Annotated in this window: 18 protein-coding genes and 1 other RNA gene; 8 read left to right on the forward strand and 11 right to left on the reverse strand. The window is 73.3% G+C overall.

The genetic code is table 11. The features are described 5' to 3' along the window. Nucleotides 1-6: 6 nt before the first annotated feature. Nucleotides 7-1674, reverse strand: a complete 1668-nt coding sequence (locus tag ACFYQ6_RS02455; RefSeq protein ID WP_361570694.1) for an alkaline phosphatase D family protein — start codon at nucleotides 1672-1674, stop codon at nucleotides 7-9. Nucleotides 1675-1816: 142 nt separating this feature from the next. On the opposite strand from ACFYQ6_RS02455, the gene ACFYQ6_RS02460 reads away from it, so the two are divergent. The 3 genes from ACFYQ6_RS02460 to ACFYQ6_RS02470 all read left to right on the forward strand — a co-directional run bounded on the left by ACFYQ6_RS02460 (nucleotide 1817) and on the right by ACFYQ6_RS02470 (nucleotide 4183). Continuing rightward, nucleotides 1817-2572, forward strand: coding sequence for an SDR family oxidoreductase (locus tag ACFYQ6_RS02460; RefSeq protein ID WP_361570697.1), 756 nt, complete (start codon nucleotides 1817-1819; stop codon nucleotides 2570-2572). A gap of 138 nt (nucleotides 2573-2710) precedes the next feature. Continuing rightward, nucleotides 2711-3175, forward strand: coding sequence for a lamin tail domain-containing protein (locus tag ACFYQ6_RS02465; RefSeq protein WP_388759921.1), 465 nt, complete (start codon nucleotides 2711-2713; stop codon nucleotides 3173-3175). A gap of 153 nt (nucleotides 3176-3328) precedes the next feature. Beyond that, on the forward strand, nucleotides 3329-4183 hold the full coding sequence (locus ACFYQ6_RS02470; RefSeq protein WP_361570703.1) for a PhzF family phenazine biosynthesis isomerase: 855 nt from the start codon (nucleotides 3329-3331) through the stop codon (nucleotides 4181-4183). Nucleotides 4184-4331: 148 nt separating this feature from the next. On the opposite strand, the gene ACFYQ6_RS02475 is transcribed toward ACFYQ6_RS02470, so the two are convergent. Beyond that, nucleotides 4332-5330: an aldo/keto reductase gene (locus ACFYQ6_RS02475; RefSeq protein ID WP_388759925.1), complete on the reverse strand. Its 999-nt coding sequence runs from the start codon at nucleotides 5328-5330 to the stop codon at nucleotides 4332-4334. Nucleotides 5331-5400: 70 nt separating this feature from the next. After that, on the reverse strand, nucleotides 5401-6012 hold the full coding sequence (locus ACFYQ6_RS02480) for a TetR/AcrR family transcriptional regulator (protein ID WP_361570709.1): 612 nt from the start codon (nucleotides 6010-6012) through the stop codon (nucleotides 5401-5403). A gap of 107 nt (nucleotides 6013-6119) precedes the next feature. On the opposite strand from ACFYQ6_RS02480, the gene ACFYQ6_RS02485 reads away from it, so the two are divergent. After that, nucleotides 6120-7565 (forward strand): MFS transporter, encoded by a 1446-nt coding sequence (locus ACFYQ6_RS02485; protein ID WP_388759928.1) that lies wholly within the window; start codon nucleotides 6120-6122, stop codon nucleotides 7563-7565. Nucleotides 7566-7622: 57 nt separating this feature from the next. Further along, nucleotides 7623-8195 (forward strand): GNAT family protein, encoded by a 573-nt coding sequence (locus tag ACFYQ6_RS02490; RefSeq protein WP_361570714.1) that lies wholly within the window; start codon nucleotides 7623-7625, stop codon nucleotides 8193-8195. Nucleotides 8196-8244: 49 nt separating this feature from the next. Here ACFYQ6_RS02490 and ACFYQ6_RS02495 read toward each other — a convergent pair whose 3' ends face one another. Next, a complete protein-coding gene (locus ACFYQ6_RS02495; RefSeq protein WP_361570717.1) occupies nucleotides 8245-9042 on the reverse strand; it encodes an inositol monophosphatase family protein in 798 nt (265 codons plus the stop codon). A gap of 107 nt (nucleotides 9043-9149) precedes the next feature. Between ACFYQ6_RS02495 and ACFYQ6_RS02500 the strand changes: the two genes are divergently transcribed. After that, nucleotides 9150-9578: a pyridoxamine 5'-phosphate oxidase family protein gene (locus ACFYQ6_RS02500; RefSeq protein ID WP_388759932.1), complete on the forward strand. Its 429-nt coding sequence runs from the start codon at nucleotides 9150-9152 to the stop codon at nucleotides 9576-9578. A 100-nt stretch (nucleotides 9579-9678) separates the two neighbouring features. On the opposite strand, the gene rnpB is transcribed toward ACFYQ6_RS02500, so the two are convergent. From rnpB to ACFYQ6_RS02515, 3 genes are all read right to left on the reverse strand, one after another. Beyond that, nucleotides 9679-10078: RNase P RNA component class A (rnpB, locus tag ACFYQ6_RS02505), an RNA gene on the reverse strand. A gap of 18 nt (nucleotides 10079-10096) precedes the next feature. Further along, nucleotides 10097-10624, reverse strand: coding sequence for a TetR/AcrR family transcriptional regulator (locus tag ACFYQ6_RS02510; protein ID WP_361570722.1), 528 nt, complete (start codon nucleotides 10622-10624; stop codon nucleotides 10097-10099). A 118-nt stretch (nucleotides 10625-10742) separates the two neighbouring features. Then, a complete protein-coding gene (locus ACFYQ6_RS02515) occupies nucleotides 10743-12182 on the reverse strand; it encodes an RNB domain-containing ribonuclease (protein WP_388759936.1) in 1440 nt (479 codons plus the stop codon). Between the two features lie 207 nt (nucleotides 12183-12389). Between ACFYQ6_RS02515 and yaaA the strand changes: the two genes are divergently transcribed. Continuing rightward, complete coding sequence (gene yaaA / locus ACFYQ6_RS02520; protein WP_388759939.1) at nucleotides 12390-13190, forward strand: peroxide stress protein YaaA; 801 nt, start codon at nucleotides 12390-12392, stop codon at nucleotides 13188-13190. Between the two features lie 73 nt (nucleotides 13191-13263). After that, complete coding sequence (gene eda / locus ACFYQ6_RS02525) at nucleotides 13264-13914, forward strand: bifunctional 4-hydroxy-2-oxoglutarate aldolase/2-dehydro-3-deoxy-phosphogluconate aldolase (protein ID WP_361570730.1); 651 nt, start codon at nucleotides 13264-13266, stop codon at nucleotides 13912-13914. Between the two features lie 191 nt (nucleotides 13915-14105). On the opposite strand, the gene ACFYQ6_RS02530 is transcribed toward eda, so the two are convergent. Genes ACFYQ6_RS02530 through ACFYQ6_RS02545 form a run of 4 tightly spaced genes read right to left on the reverse strand, consistent with a single transcriptional unit; the run spans nucleotide 14106 to nucleotide 17815 of the window. Continuing rightward, on the reverse strand, nucleotides 14106-14891 hold the full coding sequence (locus ACFYQ6_RS02530; RefSeq protein ID WP_388759942.1) for a sulfite exporter TauE/SafE family protein: 786 nt from the start codon (nucleotides 14889-14891) through the stop codon (nucleotides 14106-14108). Between the two features lie 10 nt (nucleotides 14892-14901). Continuing rightward, nucleotides 14902-16239, reverse strand: a complete 1338-nt coding sequence (locus ACFYQ6_RS02535; protein WP_361570736.1) for a bifunctional RNase H/acid phosphatase — start codon at nucleotides 16237-16239, stop codon at nucleotides 14902-14904. After that, nucleotides 16239-16982, reverse strand: a complete 744-nt coding sequence (locus ACFYQ6_RS02540) for a C4-type zinc ribbon domain-containing protein (RefSeq protein ID WP_361572349.1) — start codon at nucleotides 16980-16982, stop codon at nucleotides 16239-16241. Before ACFYQ6_RS02540 ends, ACFYQ6_RS02535 begins: the two co-directional genes overlap by 1 nt. Continuing rightward, entirely contained in the window at nucleotides 16979-17815 is an 837-nt protein-coding gene (locus tag ACFYQ6_RS02545; RefSeq protein ID WP_361570738.1) for a Nif3-like dinuclear metal center hexameric protein, read from the reverse strand. Before ACFYQ6_RS02545 ends, ACFYQ6_RS02540 begins: the two co-directional genes overlap by 4 nt. Nucleotides 17816-18327 lie beyond the last annotated feature (512 nt).

The following is an 18327-nucleotide window of genomic DNA, read 5'->3' on the forward strand; positions in this document are numbered from 1 at the left end:
GCCGGGTCAGGCGGGGGTCAGCCCCGGGTTCCCGGCCTCGGTCACGAAGGAGCCGGCCGTGCTGACGGGGGCGCCGGGCGTGGTGACCGCCGACACCGTGCGGAAGTCCGCGCGTGCCTGCTCCGTGCCGAGGGTGACGAGGGCGTACCCGCGGCGGCCGTTGTAGAACTTCATGTGCGGGTTGGCCTGGGTCTGGTTGTTCCAGCTGGCCGGCTTGTCGGATCCGTCCTTGCCGCTGGCGACGGAGGTGGCGACGATCTCCGTGCCCACCGTCCGCGAGGACGGGTCGTCGAAGTCCTTCTTCAGGTCGAAGGCGTACCCGACGTGCACGTCGCCGGTGAGGACCATGAGGTTCTCGATGCCGGCGGCCTCGGCCCCGTCCATGATCCGCTGCCGGGAGGCCGGGTAGCCGTCCCACGAGTCCATGGAGAGCTTGTAGGCGTCGGTCGGGACGTCGCGCCGCTGGGCGAAGGTGACCTGCTGCGGCACGACGTTCCACCGGGCGCGGGAGTGCTTCCAGCCGTCGAGCAGCCAGCGCTCCTGGGCGGCGCCCGTCATGGTGCGTGACGGGTCCTCGGACTCCGGGCCGGGGACCTTCCAGCCGTCGCCGTAGGCCTGGTTGCTGCGGTACTGGCGGGTGTCGAGGATGTCGAACTGCGCGAGCCGGCCGAACCGCAGCCGCCGGTAGAGACGCATGTCGGGGCCGGTGGGGCGCTGCGGGGCGCGCAGCGGCTGGTTCTCCCAGTACGCGCGGTAGGCGGCGGCCCTGCGCAGCAGGAACTCCTCCGGCGGGACGGTGTTCTCCGGGGTGTCGCCCGCGTAGTTGTTCTCCGTCTCGTGGTCGTCCCAGGTGACGACGAAGGGGTGCGCGGCGTGCGCGGCGCGCAGGTCCGGGTCGGACTTGTAGAGGCCGTACCGCATGCGGTAGTCCTCCAGCGTCAGGGTCTCCCGGTTGAAGTGGTCCGGCAGGACGCGGTCGGTGTACTTGCGGGCACCGCCGACGGCGGTCACCGCGTACTCGTAGAGGTAGTCGCCGAGGTGGAAGACCACGTCGACGTCCTCGGCCGCGAGGTGCTGGTAGGCGGTGAAGTAGCCGTCGTGGTAGGCCTGGCAGGAGACGGCGGCCAGGGTCAGGGAGCTGTTGCGCGCGCCGGGGGCGGGGGCGGTGCGGGTGCGGCCGGTGGGGCTGATCCAGCTGCCCGCGCGGAAGCGGTAGTAGAAGGTGCGGTCGGAGTCGAGGCCGTCCACGTCGACGTGCACGCTGTGGCCGAACTCCGGGTGCGCGGTCGTGGAGCCGCGCCGGACGATCCGGCTGAAGCGTTCGTCGCGGGCGATCTCCCAGCGGACCTGGACCCGCTCGGCGGGCAGCCCGCCGTCGGCGTCGTACGGGCGGGGCGCGAGTCTGGTCCACAGCAGCACGGAGTCGGGCAGCGGGTCGCCGGAGGCGACACCGAGGGTGAAGGGGTCCTCGGTGAGCTTCCGGGCGTCGAGCTCGGCGGCGGCAGCGGTGCCCGCTGCCGGCAGGTTGACCGCGAAGGCCAGCGCCGCGGCGGCGCCGGTGACGGTGAGGAAGCGGCGGCGGCCCACCCCGGATCCGAGCCGCTGGGCGGCGATGCGGAGCTCCTCGGAATGGCCGCTCTGGCCGGGCGTGCTGCGGATCTGTGCGGGTGTCATATGCCCCTCCCCTGCCGGATGTTGTCAGAGGCATTGGAATGCGGGGCGAAGACCTGCCGTTGGCGGGTACACAACATCCTTATGGCGGTGCGATGAGCACCGGGTGCCGGCCGCCGGTAAACCTCCCGTACGCTGCCGGGCCATGAACGCTGAGCAGAGAATCGCCGTCGTCACAGGTGCCGGATCGGGCATCGGCCGGGCCGTGGCCCTCACTCTTACGGGTGCGGGCTGGACGGTGGCCCTCGCCGGGCGGCGGGCCGCGGCCCTGGAGGAGACGGCAGCCGCCGCCGGACCGGGCACCACGGTGTGCCTGCCCACCGACGTGAGCACCCCGGACGGGGTGGCCGCGCTCTTCGCAGCCGTACGGGACCGCTTCGGCCGGCTCGACCTGCTCTTCAACAACGCGGGGACCTTCGGGCCGGGCTCGGTGCCGGTCGAGGACCTCGCGTACGAGGACTGGCGGACGGTGGTGGACGTCAATCTGACCGGGGCGTTCCTGTGCGCGCAGGCGGCCTACCGCCTGATGAAGGAACAGGACCCGCAGGGCGGCCGGATCATCAACAACGGATCGGTCTCGGCGCACGCGCCGCGCCCGCACTCGATCGCGTACACGGCGACGAAGCACGCGATGACCGGCCTGACGAAGTCGCTGTCCCTGGACGGGCGGCCCTACCGGATCGCCTGCGGCCAGATCGACATCGGCAACGCGGCGACCGACATGACGGAGCGGATGAGTACGGGAATCCTCCAGGCGAACGGCGAGGTGGCCGTCGAGCCGGTGATGGCCGCGGCCGACGTGGCGCGCACGGTCCTGCACATGGCGGAGCTGCCGCTGGAGGCCAATGTGCAGTTCGCGACGGTACTGGCGACGGCCATGCCGTACGTGGGCCGCGGCTGACCCCCGCCCTGCCCGAGCTTGCCCGGAACCTGCCCTCGGATGACCGAAGTTGCGAATTTCCGCCTAGGGGGCCGGGCAAGCGCATGCTGGCCGTATGCTGCTGACCTTCACCAGATGCACACAGAAGGACCACACCGCATGCGCATACGCACCGCCGCGCCCCTCGCCCTGGCCGCCGCCACCGCTCTGGCCGGCTCGCTCCTCGCCACGGCCCCGGCCACGGCGGCCACCCACCAGGGCGGTCTGCACCTCGGCAAGATCCAGTACGACAGCCCCGGCACCGACACCCGCAGCAACACGTCTCTCAACGCCGAGTACGTGGACCTGCACAACAACGGCACGTCCAAGCTGCAGCTCAAGGGCTACAAGCTGAAGGACAACACCGGCTACACGTACACCTTCCCCTCCGTCACCGTGGCCGCGGGCGAGACCGTACGGGTCCACACCGGCAAGGGCACGAACGCCGGGGCCCACGTGTACTGGAACCGCGGCTCGTACGTCTGGAACAACACCGGCGACAAGGCCCGGCTGTTCAAGCCGAGCGGCGCGCTCCTGGACTCCTGCTCGTGGAGCAAGGGGACGGGCGTCAAGGTCTGCCACTGACCGCAGTGAACAGGCCGCCGCGGCCCGGGGGGTCCGCGGGGAACGGCCGAACGGCGTGGTCCGGGGGGTCAGGACCCCGGGCCACGCCCGCGGAGGCGGCCCGTGCGATCGCTACCGGGAATGCGCGCGCGCCCCGTCCGGTTGATGTGCGGCATGAGCTCACTCCCCGGCCACGAGGTCCTGCGCTACACCGCCTTCTCCGCCGATCCGGCAGGCGGCAATCCGGCAGGTGTCGTCCTGGACGCCTCCACGCTCGACGACGCGGCGATGCTCGCCGTCGCCGCCGAGCTGGGATACAGCGAGTCGGCGTTCCTCACCGCACCGGACGGCCGCGGCGGACACACCGTCCGCTACTTCAGCCCGAAGGCCGAGGTCCCCTTCTGCGGCCATGCGACGGTCGCCGCGGCCATCGCGCTCGCCGAACGGGACGGCCCGGGCGACCTGGTGTTCTCCACCGCCGCGGGTACGGTCCCGGTCACGGTCACCCGCGAGGGCGACGAGCTGCGCGCGACCCTGACGAGCGTCGAGCCCCACACCACGGATGTCCCGGCCGACGACCTGGCGGAGGCCCTGGCGGCACTGGACTGGCCGGCCGCCGACCTGGACCCCGCCCTGCCGCCCAGGATCGCGTACGCCGGCGCCCGCCATCTGGTGCTGGCCGCCGCGAGCCGGGAACGCCTGGCGGACCTCTCGTACGACTTCGCCCGCCTGGAAGCCCTCATGCACCGGCTGGACCTGACGACTCTCCAGCTCGTGTGGCGCGAGTCCGCCACGGTCTTCCACGTCCGCGACCCGTTCCCGGTCGGGGGTGTGGTCGAGGACCCGGCGACGGGGGCGGCGGCAGCCGCGTTCGGAGCGTACGCGCGCGAACTCGGCCTGGTCCCGGCCGAAACCGTCCTCACCCTGCACCAGGGCGCCGACATGGGGCGCCCCGGCACACTCACCGTCGCGCTGCACGCGGGCGACGCGCGGGTCAGGGTGAGCGGGACGGGCACCCGCATCGGCTGATCCCGCGAGGTCGCACGGCGCCGTCCGGTCCCCCGTGACCGGACGGCGCCGGCCGATCCCCGTGACCACTGCGCACCGGCCGACTCCCGATCGGACGGGAAGGCCCGCGATCTCCCGTGACCACTGTGCACCGGCCGACTCCGCGCGATCAGACGAGAAGGCCCGCGATCTCCTGGATCTGCGCGGGCCGCAGCGGGCCGTACGCCAGGGCCCCGGCGTTCTCCTCGACCTGGGCCACGGTCCGGAAGCCGGGAATCGGCACCGCCCGTCCGCTCCGGCCCCAGAGCCAGCCGATGGCGCCCTGGGCGAGGGTCCTGCCGTCCGCCGTCAGCACCTCCCGGATCGCCTCGACCCGCCGCGCCCAGTGCGCCGAGGGCACCCCGCCGGCCTCGAACCAGTGCAGCCACTCGGGCGGGGTGGACCGGATGTCCCCCGCCGCCGCCCGCCGGCCGGGGTCTCGCGCCCCCGCGAGGAGACCCATCGCCAACGGGCTCCGGACGATGCTGAGCAGTGCCCGCTCCTCGCTGAGGCCGAGCATCCCGGGGGCGTCCTCCAGCACGTTGCAGGCGTGCTGGACAGCCGCGCAGTGCTCACCCTCGGCGAACAGCGCCGCGCGCTCCGGGTCGTCGGTGCTCCACGCGTACGCCCGGATCAGCCCTTCGGCCACGAACCCCTCGCAGGCGTCCCTCAGTTCGGCCGCCTCCTCGGGCGGGGTGTCGCCGATATGCAACTGGAAGAGGTCGATCCGGTCGGTTCCCAGCCTGCGCAGGGACGCCTGGAGCGCGGCGCGGGCGTAGCCGGGCGAGGTGTCGCACCCGTCCATGGTCCGGGTCCGCTCGTCGAAGAGGTTGCCCCACTTGGTGGCGACGACGGCCTCGTCCCGCCTGCCCGCGAGCGCCTTCCCCAGAACGCGTTCGCTGTGCCCCGCGCCGTACACGTCGGCGGTGTCGAAGAACCGCACCCCCAGGTCGAGTGCCCGGCGGATCGCCGCCACCGACTCGTCGTCGTCGACCTTGCCCCAGCCGAGCGGGCTGCCGTCGGGCGTCGCCCACTCACCGCCGATCGCCCAGCACCCGAGGCCGAGCGCGCCGACCTCGATCCCGCTGCGGCCCAATACTCTCGTCTGCCATTCCGTCGCTGTCCTCATGAGTGGAGAAGCTACGAATTGGAGTGCACAAGAGGTCAAGCACTCCGGTCGGGTTCCCCTCCCCTTCCCGTCAGTTCACGTACACGCCCGCCCTGGCCGCCACCGCCGCCGTCGCGGCCGCGCGGTCGGCGACGGCCTCGTCGAGGGGGTCGCCACTGGCCAGCAGGCGGTAGTAGAGCGGTGCGGAGACGGCCCGGATCACCTCGCGGGCGTCGGTGCCTGCCGGAAGCTCCCCCCGCTCGACCGCCGCGTCGACACAGCCCGCCCACTCGGCGATGCGCACCGCGTAGAAGTGGTGGAGGGCCTCGGCCGTACGGGCGTCGCAGGTGGCCGCGGCGATCACCGCGGCGAAGAGCGGTCCCTGCCGAGGGTCGGTCAGCGTCCGTACGACCAGCCGCGCGTTGGCCTTGAGGTCCTCGTCCAGGGAGCCGGTGTCCGTACGCGGCACGGACTGCTCGGCCATGTCGGTGAGCAGGTCGGCGACGAGCCCCGCGGTCGTGGACCAGCGCCGGTAGACCGTCGTCTTGCCCACCTCCGCGCGGCGCGCGACATCAGCCAGGTCGAGCCGGTCGAAGCCCTGCTCGACCAGGGCGTCACCGGCCGCACGCAGGACGGACTCCCGCACCCGCGCCGTCCGCCCGCCGGGCCGTACCGTGCCCGGCTCCACGTCCCCAGCATTCATAACGGTTCTCCAGTTCCATTAGTCGGCCGTCCCCTGCTACGGTGACACACATCTTAACGGAACCCAAGAACCGTTAAGCCTTCCGATGCTCCCGGAAAGGGCACCTCATGTCCGCATCCAGCACAGCCCCCGCCGCCTCACCTCCCCATGCTCCCGCCGCACGCATGACCGGCCGCCAGAAGCTCGTACTCGTCCTCCTGCTCGGCGCCCAGTTCATGATCGCTGTCGACTTCTCGATCCTGAACGTGGCCCTGCCCGCCGTCGGTGAAGGGCTCGGGTTCTCCCTCTCCCACTTCCAGTGGATCGCCACGTCCTTCGCCCTCGCCGCAGCCGGATTCACCCTGCTGTTCGGGCGGGTCGCCGATCTCGTCGGCCGTAAGCGCCTGTTCATGGGCGGCATGGTCGTCCTCGGCCTCTCCTCCGTGCTCGGCGGGCTCGCGACCTCCCCCGAAGTCCTGCTCGTCGCACGTGTGCTGCAGGGCCTGGCCACCGCTGCCGTCACCCCGGCCGGACTCGCCCTGCTCACCACGGCGTTCAAGGAGGGCCCGCTGCGCGAGCGGGCGCTCGGGCTCAACGGCGCCCTGATGTCCGCCGGTTTCACCGCGGGAGCGATCCTGGGCGGGCTGCTGACCGATCTGCTGTCCTGGCGCTGGGCCTTCTTCATCAACGTGCCCGTCGCCGCGCTCGTCGTCGTCCTCGCCCCGTCCGTGATCACCGACTCGCGGCCCGCCGAGCGCCCGAAGCTCGACGTCCCGGGTGCCGCGACCGTCACCGGCGGTCTGCTGCTGCTCGTGTACGGACTCACCCAGGCCGGCGAGTCGGGCTGGACCACCCCCACCACCCTGGCCGCGCTCCTCGTCGGCGCCGCCCTGCTGGCCGGCTTCTGGTTCGTCGAGAAGCGGGCGGCGGCGCCCCTGGTGCCCGTACACATCCTCAGGCGGCGCAGCGTCATCTGGGGGAACGTCACGGGGCTGATCGCCTTCGTCACCGAGACCTCGCTGGTCTTCCTGCTGACGCTCTACCTCCAGGAGGTACTGGGCTACTCCCCGCTCGCGACCGGTCTCGCCTTCGGCGTCCTCGGCATCGGCACCGTGGCCGGCGGCATGCTCGGCGGCCGGGCGGTCGGCCGCTTCGGCAACCGGCGCACCATCGTCCTCGGTGGCGTCGTACAGGCAGCCGCCACCCTCTCCCTCGTCGCTCTCGGCACCTCGGGCGGCTGGATCACGCTCCTGCTGGCCGCCACCTTCATCGGCGGGGTCGGCAACATGCTGATGATCGTGGGCTTCATGGTCACCGCCACCTCGGGGCTGCCCGACGAGGACCAGGGGCTCGCCACCGGCCTGGCCACGATGACGCAGCAGGTCGGCATCACCATGGGCATCCCGGTGATGAGCGCCGTCGTCACCGCCCGGATGGGCACGGCCACGGGGCCCGACGCGGTGCTCTCCGGAGTGTCGACCGCCGTGCTGGTCAATTCGGCGCTGGTACTGGCGGGCGCACTCCTCGCCGGGGCCTTCCTCCGCCGGCCGGGCACGCGGGCGTCCGCCGGGTGATCCACGAAGGTGAGTCGGGCAGGGCAGGGGGGACGGATCGGCGGCAGGATGACGCGCATGGCACAACCGCTGACCGTCCCCAGCCTGACCGCAGGAGCCGATTTCGTCCTGCGCCCCTGGGAGATGAGCGATCTGCCTCTCGTACGCGAGGCGGCGGAGGACGACTACATCCCACTGATCACCACCATCCCCTCGCCGTACTCCCACGAGGCGGCGCAGGCGTTCGTCCGGCGCCAGTGGAAGCGGGCGGCCACCGGGACCGGGTATCCCTTCACCATCGCCCGCACCCGGGACAGGCGGCCGGTCGGCTCCATCGGACTCTGGCTCTCGGACAGCGCCGAAGGCCGCGCGACCCTCGGCTACTGGATGACGTCAGCGGCCCGCGGCCAGGGGGTCGCGGGCGCCGCGCTGCGCACGGTCACCACCTGGGCCCTGCACGAGCTGCGCATCCCCAGGGTCCAGATCCTCGTCGAGCCGTGGAACACCGCCTCGGTCCGGACCGCCGAGAGCGCCGGATACCTGCGCGAAGGGCTGCTGCGCGGCTGGCAGGAGATCGGCGGCCGGCGTCGGGACATGCTGATGTACGCCCGGCTGAGCGACGACCGGTCCCCCGGCGGCGGGCGAGGGTGAGCGGACGACGTCCGCGACCGCCCTCCTGCCGGGCACGCCCACGGAGGGGTCAGCCACCGCTGCGGATCACCGACATCAGGATTTCGTGGGTCGCGGCATCGGCGGCGGCCACCAGTCCGCGGGCTCCCCGGCCGACGGGCGTGCCGTCGATCCCGGTCACCACGCAGCCCGCGGCCCGGCACAGGGCGACACCCGCGGCGAAGTGCACGTTCTCGGAAAGGTCCCCGCCGTCGGTGACATAGGCGGCGCGTCTGCCGGCGGCCACCCAGGCCAGCGCGAGCGTCGTGGACACGACGCGCGGCCGGAAGCGTGCGACGAACGTGGGGTGTGCCAGCAGGTCCGTGGCGCGGAAAGCCGGCGCGGACGGGAACGGTGGATCCAGGTTGACGTCCACGAGCCGGGTGGCCGAGGTGGGCACCAGCGGGGTGTCGGCGCCGTCCTGCCTCAGCCAGGCCGTCCGGCCGTCGGTGAAGAAGACCTCACGGCTGAAGGGGTCGGCCACCGCGGCCGGTCCGCCGCGCAGCGCCACGTTGACGGCCACCAGCATGTGGCCGGCCGCGTAGTTGAGCGTGCCGCACAGGGGATCGACCAGCCACCGGCGCTCCGTGCCGGCGGCGCCCCGCTGTCCGCCTTCCTCGCCGAGCAGCGCGTCTGCGGGCCGTGCCGCCCGGATGACACCGAGGATCGCCTCCTCGGCCTCCACATCGGCGTCGGTGGCGAAGTCCCCGCCGCCCTTGTCGACGCGGGTGAGGTGCCCGCCGTACCTGGCGCGCACCACGTCGGCGCCGGCCTGCGCGGCCGCTGTCGCCACCTCGGCGTCGCCGGTGGCGGTGTGGTCGTCGGTCACGCCGCGCAGGGTACAGGAGGCGACACGCGCGGCCGCCGGCGGCCGGCGGCCGGCGGTGCATAATGCCAGCCAGAACGACGCCTGCCCGCGCACGAAGGAGTCCTTCCGTGGCCTTGTCCCGAGCAGAACGCGAACAGTTCCTGGCGGAACCGCACGTCGCCGCCATCGCCGTGGACGCCGGGGAGGAGGGCCGGGCCCCGCTCACCGTGCCGATCTGGTACCAGTACGAGCCCGGCGGCGACCTCTGGATCATGACCGGCCGCGACTCCCGCAAGGGAAGGGCGATCGCCGGGGCCGGCCGCTTCACCCTCATGGTCGACCGCCTCTCGCCCACCATCCGTTACGTCTCCGTCGAGGGCCCGGTCGTGGCGACCCTGCCCGCGACCCGGGAGCAGCTGGTGGAGATCTCGTCGCGCTACCTCCCGGCCGAGAAGGTCGACGGCTACGTCGACTTCGCGTGGAAGTCACACGGCGAACAGGTGGTCATCCACATGCGCCCGCAGCACTGGCTCAGCTCCGACCTGGGCGAGATCTGACTCTGCTCGGCGACGGCGGGCCGAACCGGGCCCCCGAGAGCGCCGGAAGGGCCTCCGACGCAGGTCGGAGGCCCTTCCGGGCGATGTACCGAAGTGGGGGCAGACGAGTCGGGCTGTACGCCGGGTTCTGTCGCCCGGTCGCCTCACGGCGGCCGGGGAGACGGCCATCCATCTAGGACCGGCATTGCTGCCGGTCTCGTGCGGTCTACCCGCGAACTCGGGCGGGCAGCCCTCGGACGTTCGCGCAGGAGCACCGGGGTGCTCCCTCTTGACCTTGCTCCGGGTGGGGTTTACCTAGCCGTCCGGGTCGCCCCGGACGCTGGTGGTCTCTTACACCACCGTTTCACCCTTACCCGGGACCGAGGTCCCGGGCGGTCTGTTTTCTGTGGCACTGTCCCGCGGGTCACCCCGGGTGGCCGTTAGCCATCACCCTGCCCTGTGGAGCCCGGACGTTCCTCGGGAGGATCCGGAGATCCCCACGCGGCCGTCCGCCCGGCTCGTCTGCCGTGCCGACCATGCTACCCGGCGGGCCGGGCGGTGAAGGCCGCGATGCCCGCCTCCCAGGCACCCGAGAGGTCGGCGCCCGGCGGGAAGCGGCCGTCGAGCTCCAGGACCACCATTCCGTGGGCGAAGGCCCAGGCCGCCCGTGCCCGGTCGATGTCGCCGCCGGCCGCACGGAACAGCGGGGCCGCCGCCGCGTCCGCCGCTCCGGCGGAGGGGAGGGCGCGCCCCATGGTGACGAGGTAGAGGTGCGGGTGGGCCAGGGCGTAGGCCCGGTAGGCGGTGGCGAGCGCGGAGAAGGAGCCGGGTGCGGCCGCCTCGGCGGCTGCCAGCACCCCGGCCGTCTCCCGGAGCGTCTCGGTGGCCAGCGCCGCGACCACGGACGACTTGTCGGGGAAGTGCTTGTAGAGGGAGGAGGCCTTCACACCCACCCGGTCGGCCAGCCGGCGCATGGTCAGCGCCTCGGGGCCCTCCGACTCCAGGAGGGCGCGCGCGGCAGCGATGATCTGCCGGGGTCTGCCGGCCACGGTGGCGAGGTCACTCACGCGTAAGACCTTCCCTGGTACGGAGTCGGTACGCAGTCCGTAGCCGAAGACGTGATCGTACGAGATACGGACAACCCGGTCGCCAGGGGCTCGGTACGCCGGTCCGCCGTCCCGGCCGTCAGGCAGGTACGAACAGCACCTCGGCCGAACCCGGGGCCACTCGGGCGAGCCTGACCCGTAGCCGTTCGCCCAGGGGGAGAGCGGTGCCGGACTCGATCCGGGCGACGATCGCCGGGTCCTCGATGTGGACGGTGCCGACGGCCGGGTCGCCGTCCTCGACGTCGATCACACAGCCGTCGAAGACCTCGCCGGCGCGGTCCGCGACCAGTGCCCCCTCGACCAGGCCGACACACTCGCGCTCCACCGTGCCGGCCCGGCGGGTGCCGGTGGCCATCACGCCGGGCAGGCCGGGCAGCGCCTGGAGCACCCACTCCGGGGGCTCGTGACCGGCGGTCGCCGCGAGGCACAGCTCGGCGGCGTAGCGGTCGACGAGGCGTCGCAGCGGCGCGGTGCAGTGGGTGTAGAGCTCGGCCACGGCGGCGTGCACGGCGGGGGTGGGGAGGTTCCCGTGCTCGAACACGCTGTAGCCGGCGCCGCGCAGGAGCGTGGTGCAGTCCTGGAGGAACGCCGCGTGGCTGCCTTTCGTGGGGTCGAGGGAGCGCACCACCTCGGCGTACGGGACGTGGTGCGGCCATGCGACGTGCAGGGCCTCGGCCGAGCGGCGGAGCCGGGCGACGGCACCGTCGGGGGCGACCGGCAGCGTGCGCAGGATGCCGGTGCCCGAGTCCCGCATGATCCCGGCGGCCGCCATGCCGGTGAGCAGGGAGATCTGTGCGTTCCAGCCGTCCGCGGGCAGGAGCACGCGGTACGCGAGGTCGTAGCCGCCGTCGCGTTCGGCGATCTCCTGCTCGGGCACGTGGAGGGAGATGCCGCCCCGGGCGATCTCCTGCTGTTCGAGCAGCAGGCCGATGTCCCGGAGCAGTGCGAGGGGTTCCTCCGCCGTGCCGGCGTCGATCTGCCGCTGGACAGCCGCGTGGTCGAGTCTCGCCCTGCTGCGCACGAGGGCCCGGCGGACGTCGGCGGAGACGGTTCGGCCCTCCGCGTCGAGGTCGATCCGCCAGAGCGCGGCGGGGCGGGTCTCACCGGGGAGGAGGCTCGCCGCGCCTTCGGAGAGGAGCGCGGGGTGCAGCGGGATCCTGCCGTCGGGCAGGTACAGGGTCGTCACCCGCCGGTGCGCCTCGGCGTCCAGCGCGCCTCCGGGTTGTACGAAGGCGGCGACGTCGGCGATGGCGTAGTGGACCCGGAAGCCGTGCGGGCGCCGCTCCAGGTGCATCGCCTGGTCGAGGTCCCTGGAGGCCGGCGGGTCGATGGTGAGGAACGGCAGGTCCGTGGCGTCCTCGTGGCCCGACAGGTCCGGGGACCTCGCCGACTCCGCGGCCTCGGCGAGGACGGCGGCCGGGAAGTCGGCGGGCAGTCGCAGATCGGCGCGCAGAGCGCGCAGGGCCGCCCGCAGCGGAGTGCCGTCCGTACCGGTCACGTGAATCTGGCGACGGGGCATGCACCGAGCGTAGGGCGGGGTGGTGGCGTCGGCATCCCGGTCCCCGAGCGGACGAGGGCCTCGGCAGCTGCCTCCCGAGGCCTCCCGCGCAGACGGTGGTGGCGCCGTCCCGGTCGCCCCGGCGGCCCGCGGGGCTCCGGCCCGTACCCTTGCCGGGGGCTCCCGTGCGCGACGGGGCCCTGTGCCGCGTATGTAAGGAGAACTCCCGTGCTCGTGCTGTTGCCGCCCTCCGAAGGTAAGGCCGCCTCGGGGCGCGGGGCACCGCTGAAGCCGGAGTCCCTGTCCCTGCCGGGCCTCGCCGGGGCGAGGGCCGCGATCCTCGACGAGCTGGTCGAGTTGTGTCTGGCGGACGAGGACAAGGCCCGTGAGGTGCTCGGGCTGAGCGAGGGCCTGCGTGGCGAGGTCGCCAAGAACGCCGAACTGCGCACGGCCGGCACGCGTCCCGCCGGGGAGATCTACACCGGAGTGCTCTACGACGCCCTCGGCCTGGCCACCCTGGACGCGGCGGCCAAGCGGCGGGCGGGGAAGTCGCTGCTGGTCTTCTCCGGGCTGTGGGGTGCGGTGCGGGTAGGCGACCGGATTCCGTCGTACCGCTGCTCGATGAACGTGAAGCTGCCGGGCCTGGGCGCGCTGAACGCGTACTGGCGCGCTCCCATGGCCTCGGTCATGCCGGAGGCGGCCGGGGACGGTCTGGTGCTGGACCTGCGCTCGTCGGCGTACGCCGGGGCGTGGAAGCCGGCGGGCGCGGTGGCCGAGCGCACGGCGAGTGTGCGGGTTCTCCAGTCGCAGGTGGTGAACGGGGTGGAGAAGCGCTCCGTGGTCAGTCACTTCAACAAGGCCACCAAGGGCCGGATGGTCCGCGATCTGCTGCTGGCCGGGGCCCGGCCCGCGGGCCCGGCGGAGCTGGTGGAGGTGCTGCGCGACCTCGGGTACGTGGTGGAGGCGCAGGCCCCGCAGCGGGCGGGGCGCCCCTGGGCCCTGGACGTGGTGGTCACCGAGATCCACTGACTCGACCGGGCAGCCATTGCAGCATGCGCAACGCGCGTTGCGCAGTGTGCGGTTCTCGCGGCAGGATGAGTCCATGACCTCCTCCGCGCCCGCCGCCGTGTCCGCTTCCGTACTGGATCTCGCCCCCGTGGTCCCCGTCGTCGTCCTGGAGGACGCGGCCGACGCCGTGCCGCTGGCCCGCGCTCTCGTCGCCGGCGGGCTGCCGGCGATCGAGGTCACGCTGCGGACGGCCGCGGCCCTGGACACGATCCGGGCGATCGCCGCCGAGGTGCCGGAGGCAGTGGTGGGCGCGGGCACGGTGATCTCACCGGCGCACGTGACCGAGACCGTCGCCGCCGGGGCACGCTTCCTGGTCAGCCCGGGCTGGACCGACGCCCTGCTGGACGCGATGAAGGCCTCGGGTGTGCCGTTCCTGCCGGGCGTCTCGACGACGTCCGAGGTGGTCGCGCTGCTGGAGCGCGGGATCACCGAGATGAAGTTCTTCCCGGCCGAGGCCGCCGGCGGCACCGCCTATCTCAAGGCCCTGTCCTCTCCCCTTCCGCAGGCACGCTTCTGCCCGACGGGCGGCGTCTCGCTCGCCTCGGCGCCGTCGTATCTGGCCCTGCCCAACGTCGGCTGCGTGGGCGGCAGCTGGATGCTTCCCGGTGACGCGGTGGCGGCGAAGGACTGGGCACGCGTGGAGCGGCTGGCCGCGGAGGCCGCGGCGCTGGGGCGCGCGGCCTGACACCCGCGCAGGGCCCTGGCGTGCGCCGGGGCCCTGGCGGCACGCGCCCTCACACCGCTGCGGACCGGCCCGGCGCTCGGCCCGACACCCTGCCTGCCGGAGCCGGCCCTGGTACAGCCCACCGCCTGGACCGCGTAGGTCAGCCCACCGCCTGGACCACGTACGTCAGCCCACCGCCTGGACCGCGTACGTCAGCCCACCGCCTGGAACGCGTACAGCAGGCCGAGGCCCAGCGCGAGGACGCCCAGCAGGAGGCGCAGCCCCTTCTCGGGAAGGCGCGGCTGGAGCCGGGCGCCGAGGTAGCCGCCGCAGAGTCCACCGAGACCGCAGACCAGACCGAGGGGCCAGTCCGGCGCGATGTCGCCCGTCGCGGTGAGGGACAGCAGCGCGTAGGTGCCCGCCCCCGCCAGGGACGTGACGAAGGTGCAGGCGAGCGCGGCGGGCGCCACCCTGGCCACGGGGACCCCGCGCCCGACGAGGATCGGGCCGAGCAGGGAGCCACCGCCGATGCCGTAGACGCCACCGGCGGCACCGACGGCCAGGGCGAGCCCGACGGTCGCACGCGGCGAGGGCGGCCGGGCGCCACGACCGCTCCGGGCCGGCCGCAGCGTACGGGCGCACAGCCAGGCCCCCAGCGGGAGCAGCAGGACCGCGATGAACGCACGGAAGACAGTGGGCCCCGGCACGGCGAAGACGCGGATCACGGCGCCGGCCACCACTCCCGGTACGGCGCCTGCCACGAGCAGCCGGGTCAGCGGCCCGCGCAACTGTCCGCTGCTGCGGTAGCGCAGGAGCGCTCCCGGGCACGACACCACGTTGTACAGCAGGTTGGTGGGTGTCACGGCCGGGCTGGGCACGCCCAGGACGCTGACCTGGACCGGCAGCAGGAACACCGCGCCGGACACCCCGACCGGGGCGGTGGCCACCGAGATCAGCAGCCCCGCGAGGAAGCCCAGAAGGCCTGTCGGCCAGCTCACCGCGGGACCGTCACCGCAGATGCGAGGTGTCGTTGAGGAGCCTCAGCGAGGGGTTCCCGTCCGCGTAGTACGCCACCGTCGAGACGGAGGCGGGCGAGAGCTCCATGCGGAACAGCGACTCCGGCGGGGCGCCGAGCGCGAGCCGGACCAGGGTCTTGATGGGCGTGACATGGGTGACGAGGAGCGCCGTGCGGCCCTTGTAGCGGGAGATCAGCAGGTCACGGGTGACGGAGACCCGCTCGGCGACCTCGGCGAAGCTCTCGCCGCCGCCCGTCGGCGCGGCGTCCGGGGAAGCCAGCCAGGCGGTCAGGTCGGCGCCGTGGCGCTCGCGCACCTCGGCGAAGGTGAGTCCCTCCCAGGCCCCGAAGTCGGTCTCGCGCAGGCCTTCCTCGATGCGCACCTCCAGGCCGAGCCGGTCGGCGACGGCCTGCGCCGTCTCCCGGCAGCGGCGCAGCGGGGAGCTGACGATCTCCTGCACGGTGCCCCGAGCGGCGAACGCCTCGGCGGCGCAGGCGGCCTGGTGACGCCCGGTGTCCGAGAGCTCGGGGTCTCTGCCGCCGCTCCCCGAGAACCGCTTCTCCGGCGTGAGAGCCGTCTCGCCGTGCCGCAGCAGGACGAAGGTGGCGGGCGCGCCCAGATCGGGTGCGCTCCCCCAGCCGACCTGCGGCGCGGCCCCGGCGGTCGGTGTGACCGCGTCGGGCCGCGTGGCCCCGGCGGTCGGTGTGACCGCGTCGGGCCGCGTGGCCGCGGCGGTCTGCGTCGTGGCCTGCGCCGGGCGGGCGGCGGCCATGGCGGCGCGGACCTTCGCCGCGCCCGCCACCGCGTCGCCGGGCGGCCCGGACGGGGGCAGCGGCGGCTCCGGGGGAACGGGCGTGCGCGTCGTTTCGACGTCGGCCGTCGAGGACGCCGGGTCCCACTGCTCGCCCCGTCTGCCCGCGTCCATCGCCTCGTTGGCGAGACGGTCGGCGTGCTTGTTCCGCTCGCGCGGGATCCACTCGTACGTGACCGAGGAGGCGGGCAGGATGCTCGCGGCCTCCGCGGCGAGCGGCTTCATGTCGGGGTGCTTGATCTTCCAACGGCCTGACATCTGCTCGACCACCAGCTTGGAGTCCATCCGGACACGGACCTGGACGTCCGTGTCCGGGAAGAGCTCCCTGACCGCCTTCAGGCCGGCGATCAGGCCCTTGTACTCGGCGACGTTGTTCGTCGCGACGCCGATGTACTCAGCTGCCTCGGCGAGGGTCGCGTCGTCGAGCGCGTCGAGGACGACCGCGCCGTAGCCGGCGGGCCCGGGGTTGCCCCGGGAGCCCCCGTCCGCCTCGACGACCAGCCGGCGGGGACCGGCCATTACAGTCCCGAGTCCGCGGTGCGGACCAGGATGCGGTGGCAGTTCTCGCAGCGCAGCACGGTGTCGGGGGACGCGGCCTTCACGTCGTTGACCTCCGTGATGTTCAGCTCCAGGCGGCAGCCCTCGCAGCGGCGCTGGTGGAGCCGGGCCGCACCGACGCCGCCCTGCTGGGCGCGCAGCTTGTCGTAGAGCTTGAGCAGGTCGGCGGGGACGGCACCCGCGACGACCTCGCGGTCCTTGGCCACGGTGGCGGCCTCGGCGTCGAGCTCCTGGATCGCGGCGTCCCGGCGTGCGGTCGCGTCGTCGGTCTTGGCCTGTACGGCGCTGACGCGCTCGGTCAGCTCGGCGACGCGCTCCTGGGCGGACTCGCGGCGCTCCATGATCTCGAGGACGACGTCCTCCAGGTCACCCTGGCGCTTGGCGAGCGAGGTGATCTCGCGCTGGAGGCTCTCCAGGTCCTTCGGCGAGGAGACCGCGCCGGAGTCGAGCCGCTGCTGGTCGCGGACCGCGCGCTGGCGCACCTGGTCGACGTCCTGCTCCGCCTTGGTCTGCTCGCGGGTGGTGTCGCTCTCCTCGGTCTGCGAGGCGACGAGCAGGTCGCGCAGCTGGGCGAGGTCGCTGTTGAGCGAGTCGATCTCGGCGTGCTCGGGCAGCGACGTGCGCTTGTGGGACAGCTGCGACAGGCGTACGTCGAGGGCCTGGACTTCGAGGAGTCGGATCTGGTCGGCGGGCGCGGCGTTCAGTTGGGGGCTCCAGAAGAGTGGTGGGTGGTCCAGGGGTCGGTGACCAGCTTCGAGACGTGGACCCGCAGGTCCCATCCGTGGCGGTCGGAAATTGCGTCGAGCTGCGCGGCGGCCTGCTCGCACCAGGGCCATTCGGTGGCCCAGTGCGCGGCGTCGACCAGGCCGAGCGGCGAGTGCTGGACGGCCTCGGAGGCCGGGTGGTGGCGCAGGTCCGCGGTGAGGAAGGCGTCCACGCCCGACGCGCGTACGGCGTCGAAGAGGCTGTCGCCGGACCCGCCGCTCACCGCGACGCGACGGACGAGGGCGTCCGGGTCGCCGGCCAGCCGGATGCCCTGCGCGGTGGCGGGCAGCCGGGCGGCGGCGCGGGCCGCGAAGTCCCGGAGGGACTCGGGGTGGTCGAGTTCGCAGATCCGGCCCAGGCCCCGGCGGCCGGTCTCGTCGGTGGGGTCGGGCACGAGCGGGCCGGTGACCCGGAGGTCCAGGGCGGCGGCGAGCGCGTCGGACACGCCGGGGTCGGCGGTGTCGGCGTTGGTGTGTGCCACGTGCAGGGCGATGTCGTGCTTGATGAGCCCGTGCACGACCCGGCCCTTGAAGGTGGAGGCGGCGACCGTCGTCGTACCCCGCAGATAGAGCGGGTGGTGGGTGACGATCAGCTGGGCGCCGAGGCCGCGGGCCTCGTCGGCGATCTGCTCCACGGGATCCACCGCGAACAGGACACGGCTGACCTCCGCCCCGGGATCACCGCAGACCGTGCCGACGGCGTCCCATCCTTCGGCCCGCTCGGGGGGCCACAGGGCGTCGAGCTCGGCGATGACTTCAGACAGACGGGGCACGGGGGAAAGGCTACCTGTCCGGCGTGCCCCACCGCCCCTGACCACCGGAGCCCATGAGGGAGGACCGGCAGCCGGTGCGAATCGTTACGCGAAGGGGCGGCTCGTTCACGTGACGGGGCCGCTCCTCACGTGACCGGGCACGCCGTCTTGCGCCGTGCGGGCAGCGCCCGGCAGCACAGTCACCCCCTCCTCCGCAGGCGAATCCGGACATCGGCACCCTTATGTGTGAAGTGGTGTGGCTCGTGTTGTCCGGTGGGGAGTCCGAAACCTAGCTTCGGTGGCCGGAGGTGACCGCACCATGACTGCCTGTGTCATCGAGAACAAGACCGCCGGGGTCGCCGGAAGCGCCACGACCACGGAATCCGTACCCGCTCCCGCGGAGGCGGACGAGCCTGCCGAGCCCGAGAAACCGCCGGCCGTGGATGCCATGGACGGGCCCGCCGCGGGTGCGGACCGGATGAGGGCGATGCCGCCGCGGAGCGGCGTGGGTGCCGATCAGGCCATGCCGACGG

It is taken from the genome of Streptomyces sp. NPDC005494 (genome assembly GCF_042872025.1).
Classification (GTDB): domain Bacteria; phylum Actinomycetota; class Actinomycetes; order Streptomycetales; family Streptomycetaceae; genus Streptomyces.

What these genes read in the sequence shown, in the direction of transcription:
- ACFYQ6_RS02475 (WP_388759925.1), bottom strand. Translation starts at nt 5,330, where the DNA reads ATGAGGACAGCGACGGAATGGCAGACGAGAGTATTGGGCCGCAGCGGG.
- eda (WP_361570730.1), top strand. Translation starts at nt 13,264, where the DNA reads ATGACCTCCTCCGCGCCCGCCGCCGTGTCCGCTTCCGTACTGGATCTC.
- ACFYQ6_RS02460 (WP_361570697.1), top strand. Translation starts at nt 1,817, where the DNA reads ATGAACGCTGAGCAGAGAATCGCCGTCGTCACAGGTGCCGGATCGGGC.
- ACFYQ6_RS02470 (WP_361570703.1), top strand. Translation starts at nt 3,329, where the DNA reads ATGAGCTCACTCCCCGGCCACGAGGTCCTGCGCTACACCGCCTTCTCC.
- ACFYQ6_RS02515 (WP_388759936.1), bottom strand. Translation starts at nt 12,182, where the DNA reads ATGCCCCGTCGCCAGATTCACGTGACCGGTACGGACGGCACTCCGCTG.
- ACFYQ6_RS02485 (WP_388759928.1), top strand. Translation starts at nt 6,120, where the DNA reads ATGTCCGCATCCAGCACAGCCCCCGCCGCCTCACCTCCCCATGCTCCC.
- ACFYQ6_RS02535 (WP_361570736.1), bottom strand. Translation starts at nt 16,239, where the DNA reads ATGGCCGGTCCCCGCCGGCTGGTCGTCGAGGCGGACGGGGGCTCCCGG.
- ACFYQ6_RS02455 (WP_361570694.1), bottom strand. Translation starts at nt 1,674, where the DNA reads ATGACACCCGCACAGATCCGCAGCACGCCCGGCCAGAGCGGCCATTCC.
- ACFYQ6_RS02480 (WP_361570709.1), bottom strand. Translation starts at nt 6,012, where the DNA reads ATGAATGCTGGGGACGTGGAGCCGGGCACGGTACGGCCCGGCGGGCGG.
- ACFYQ6_RS02490 (WP_361570714.1), top strand. Translation starts at nt 7,623, where the DNA reads ATGGCACAACCGCTGACCGTCCCCAGCCTGACCGCAGGAGCCGATTTC.
- ACFYQ6_RS02465 (WP_388759921.1), top strand. Translation starts at nt 2,711, where the DNA reads ATGCGCATACGCACCGCCGCGCCCCTCGCCCTGGCCGCCGCCACCGCT.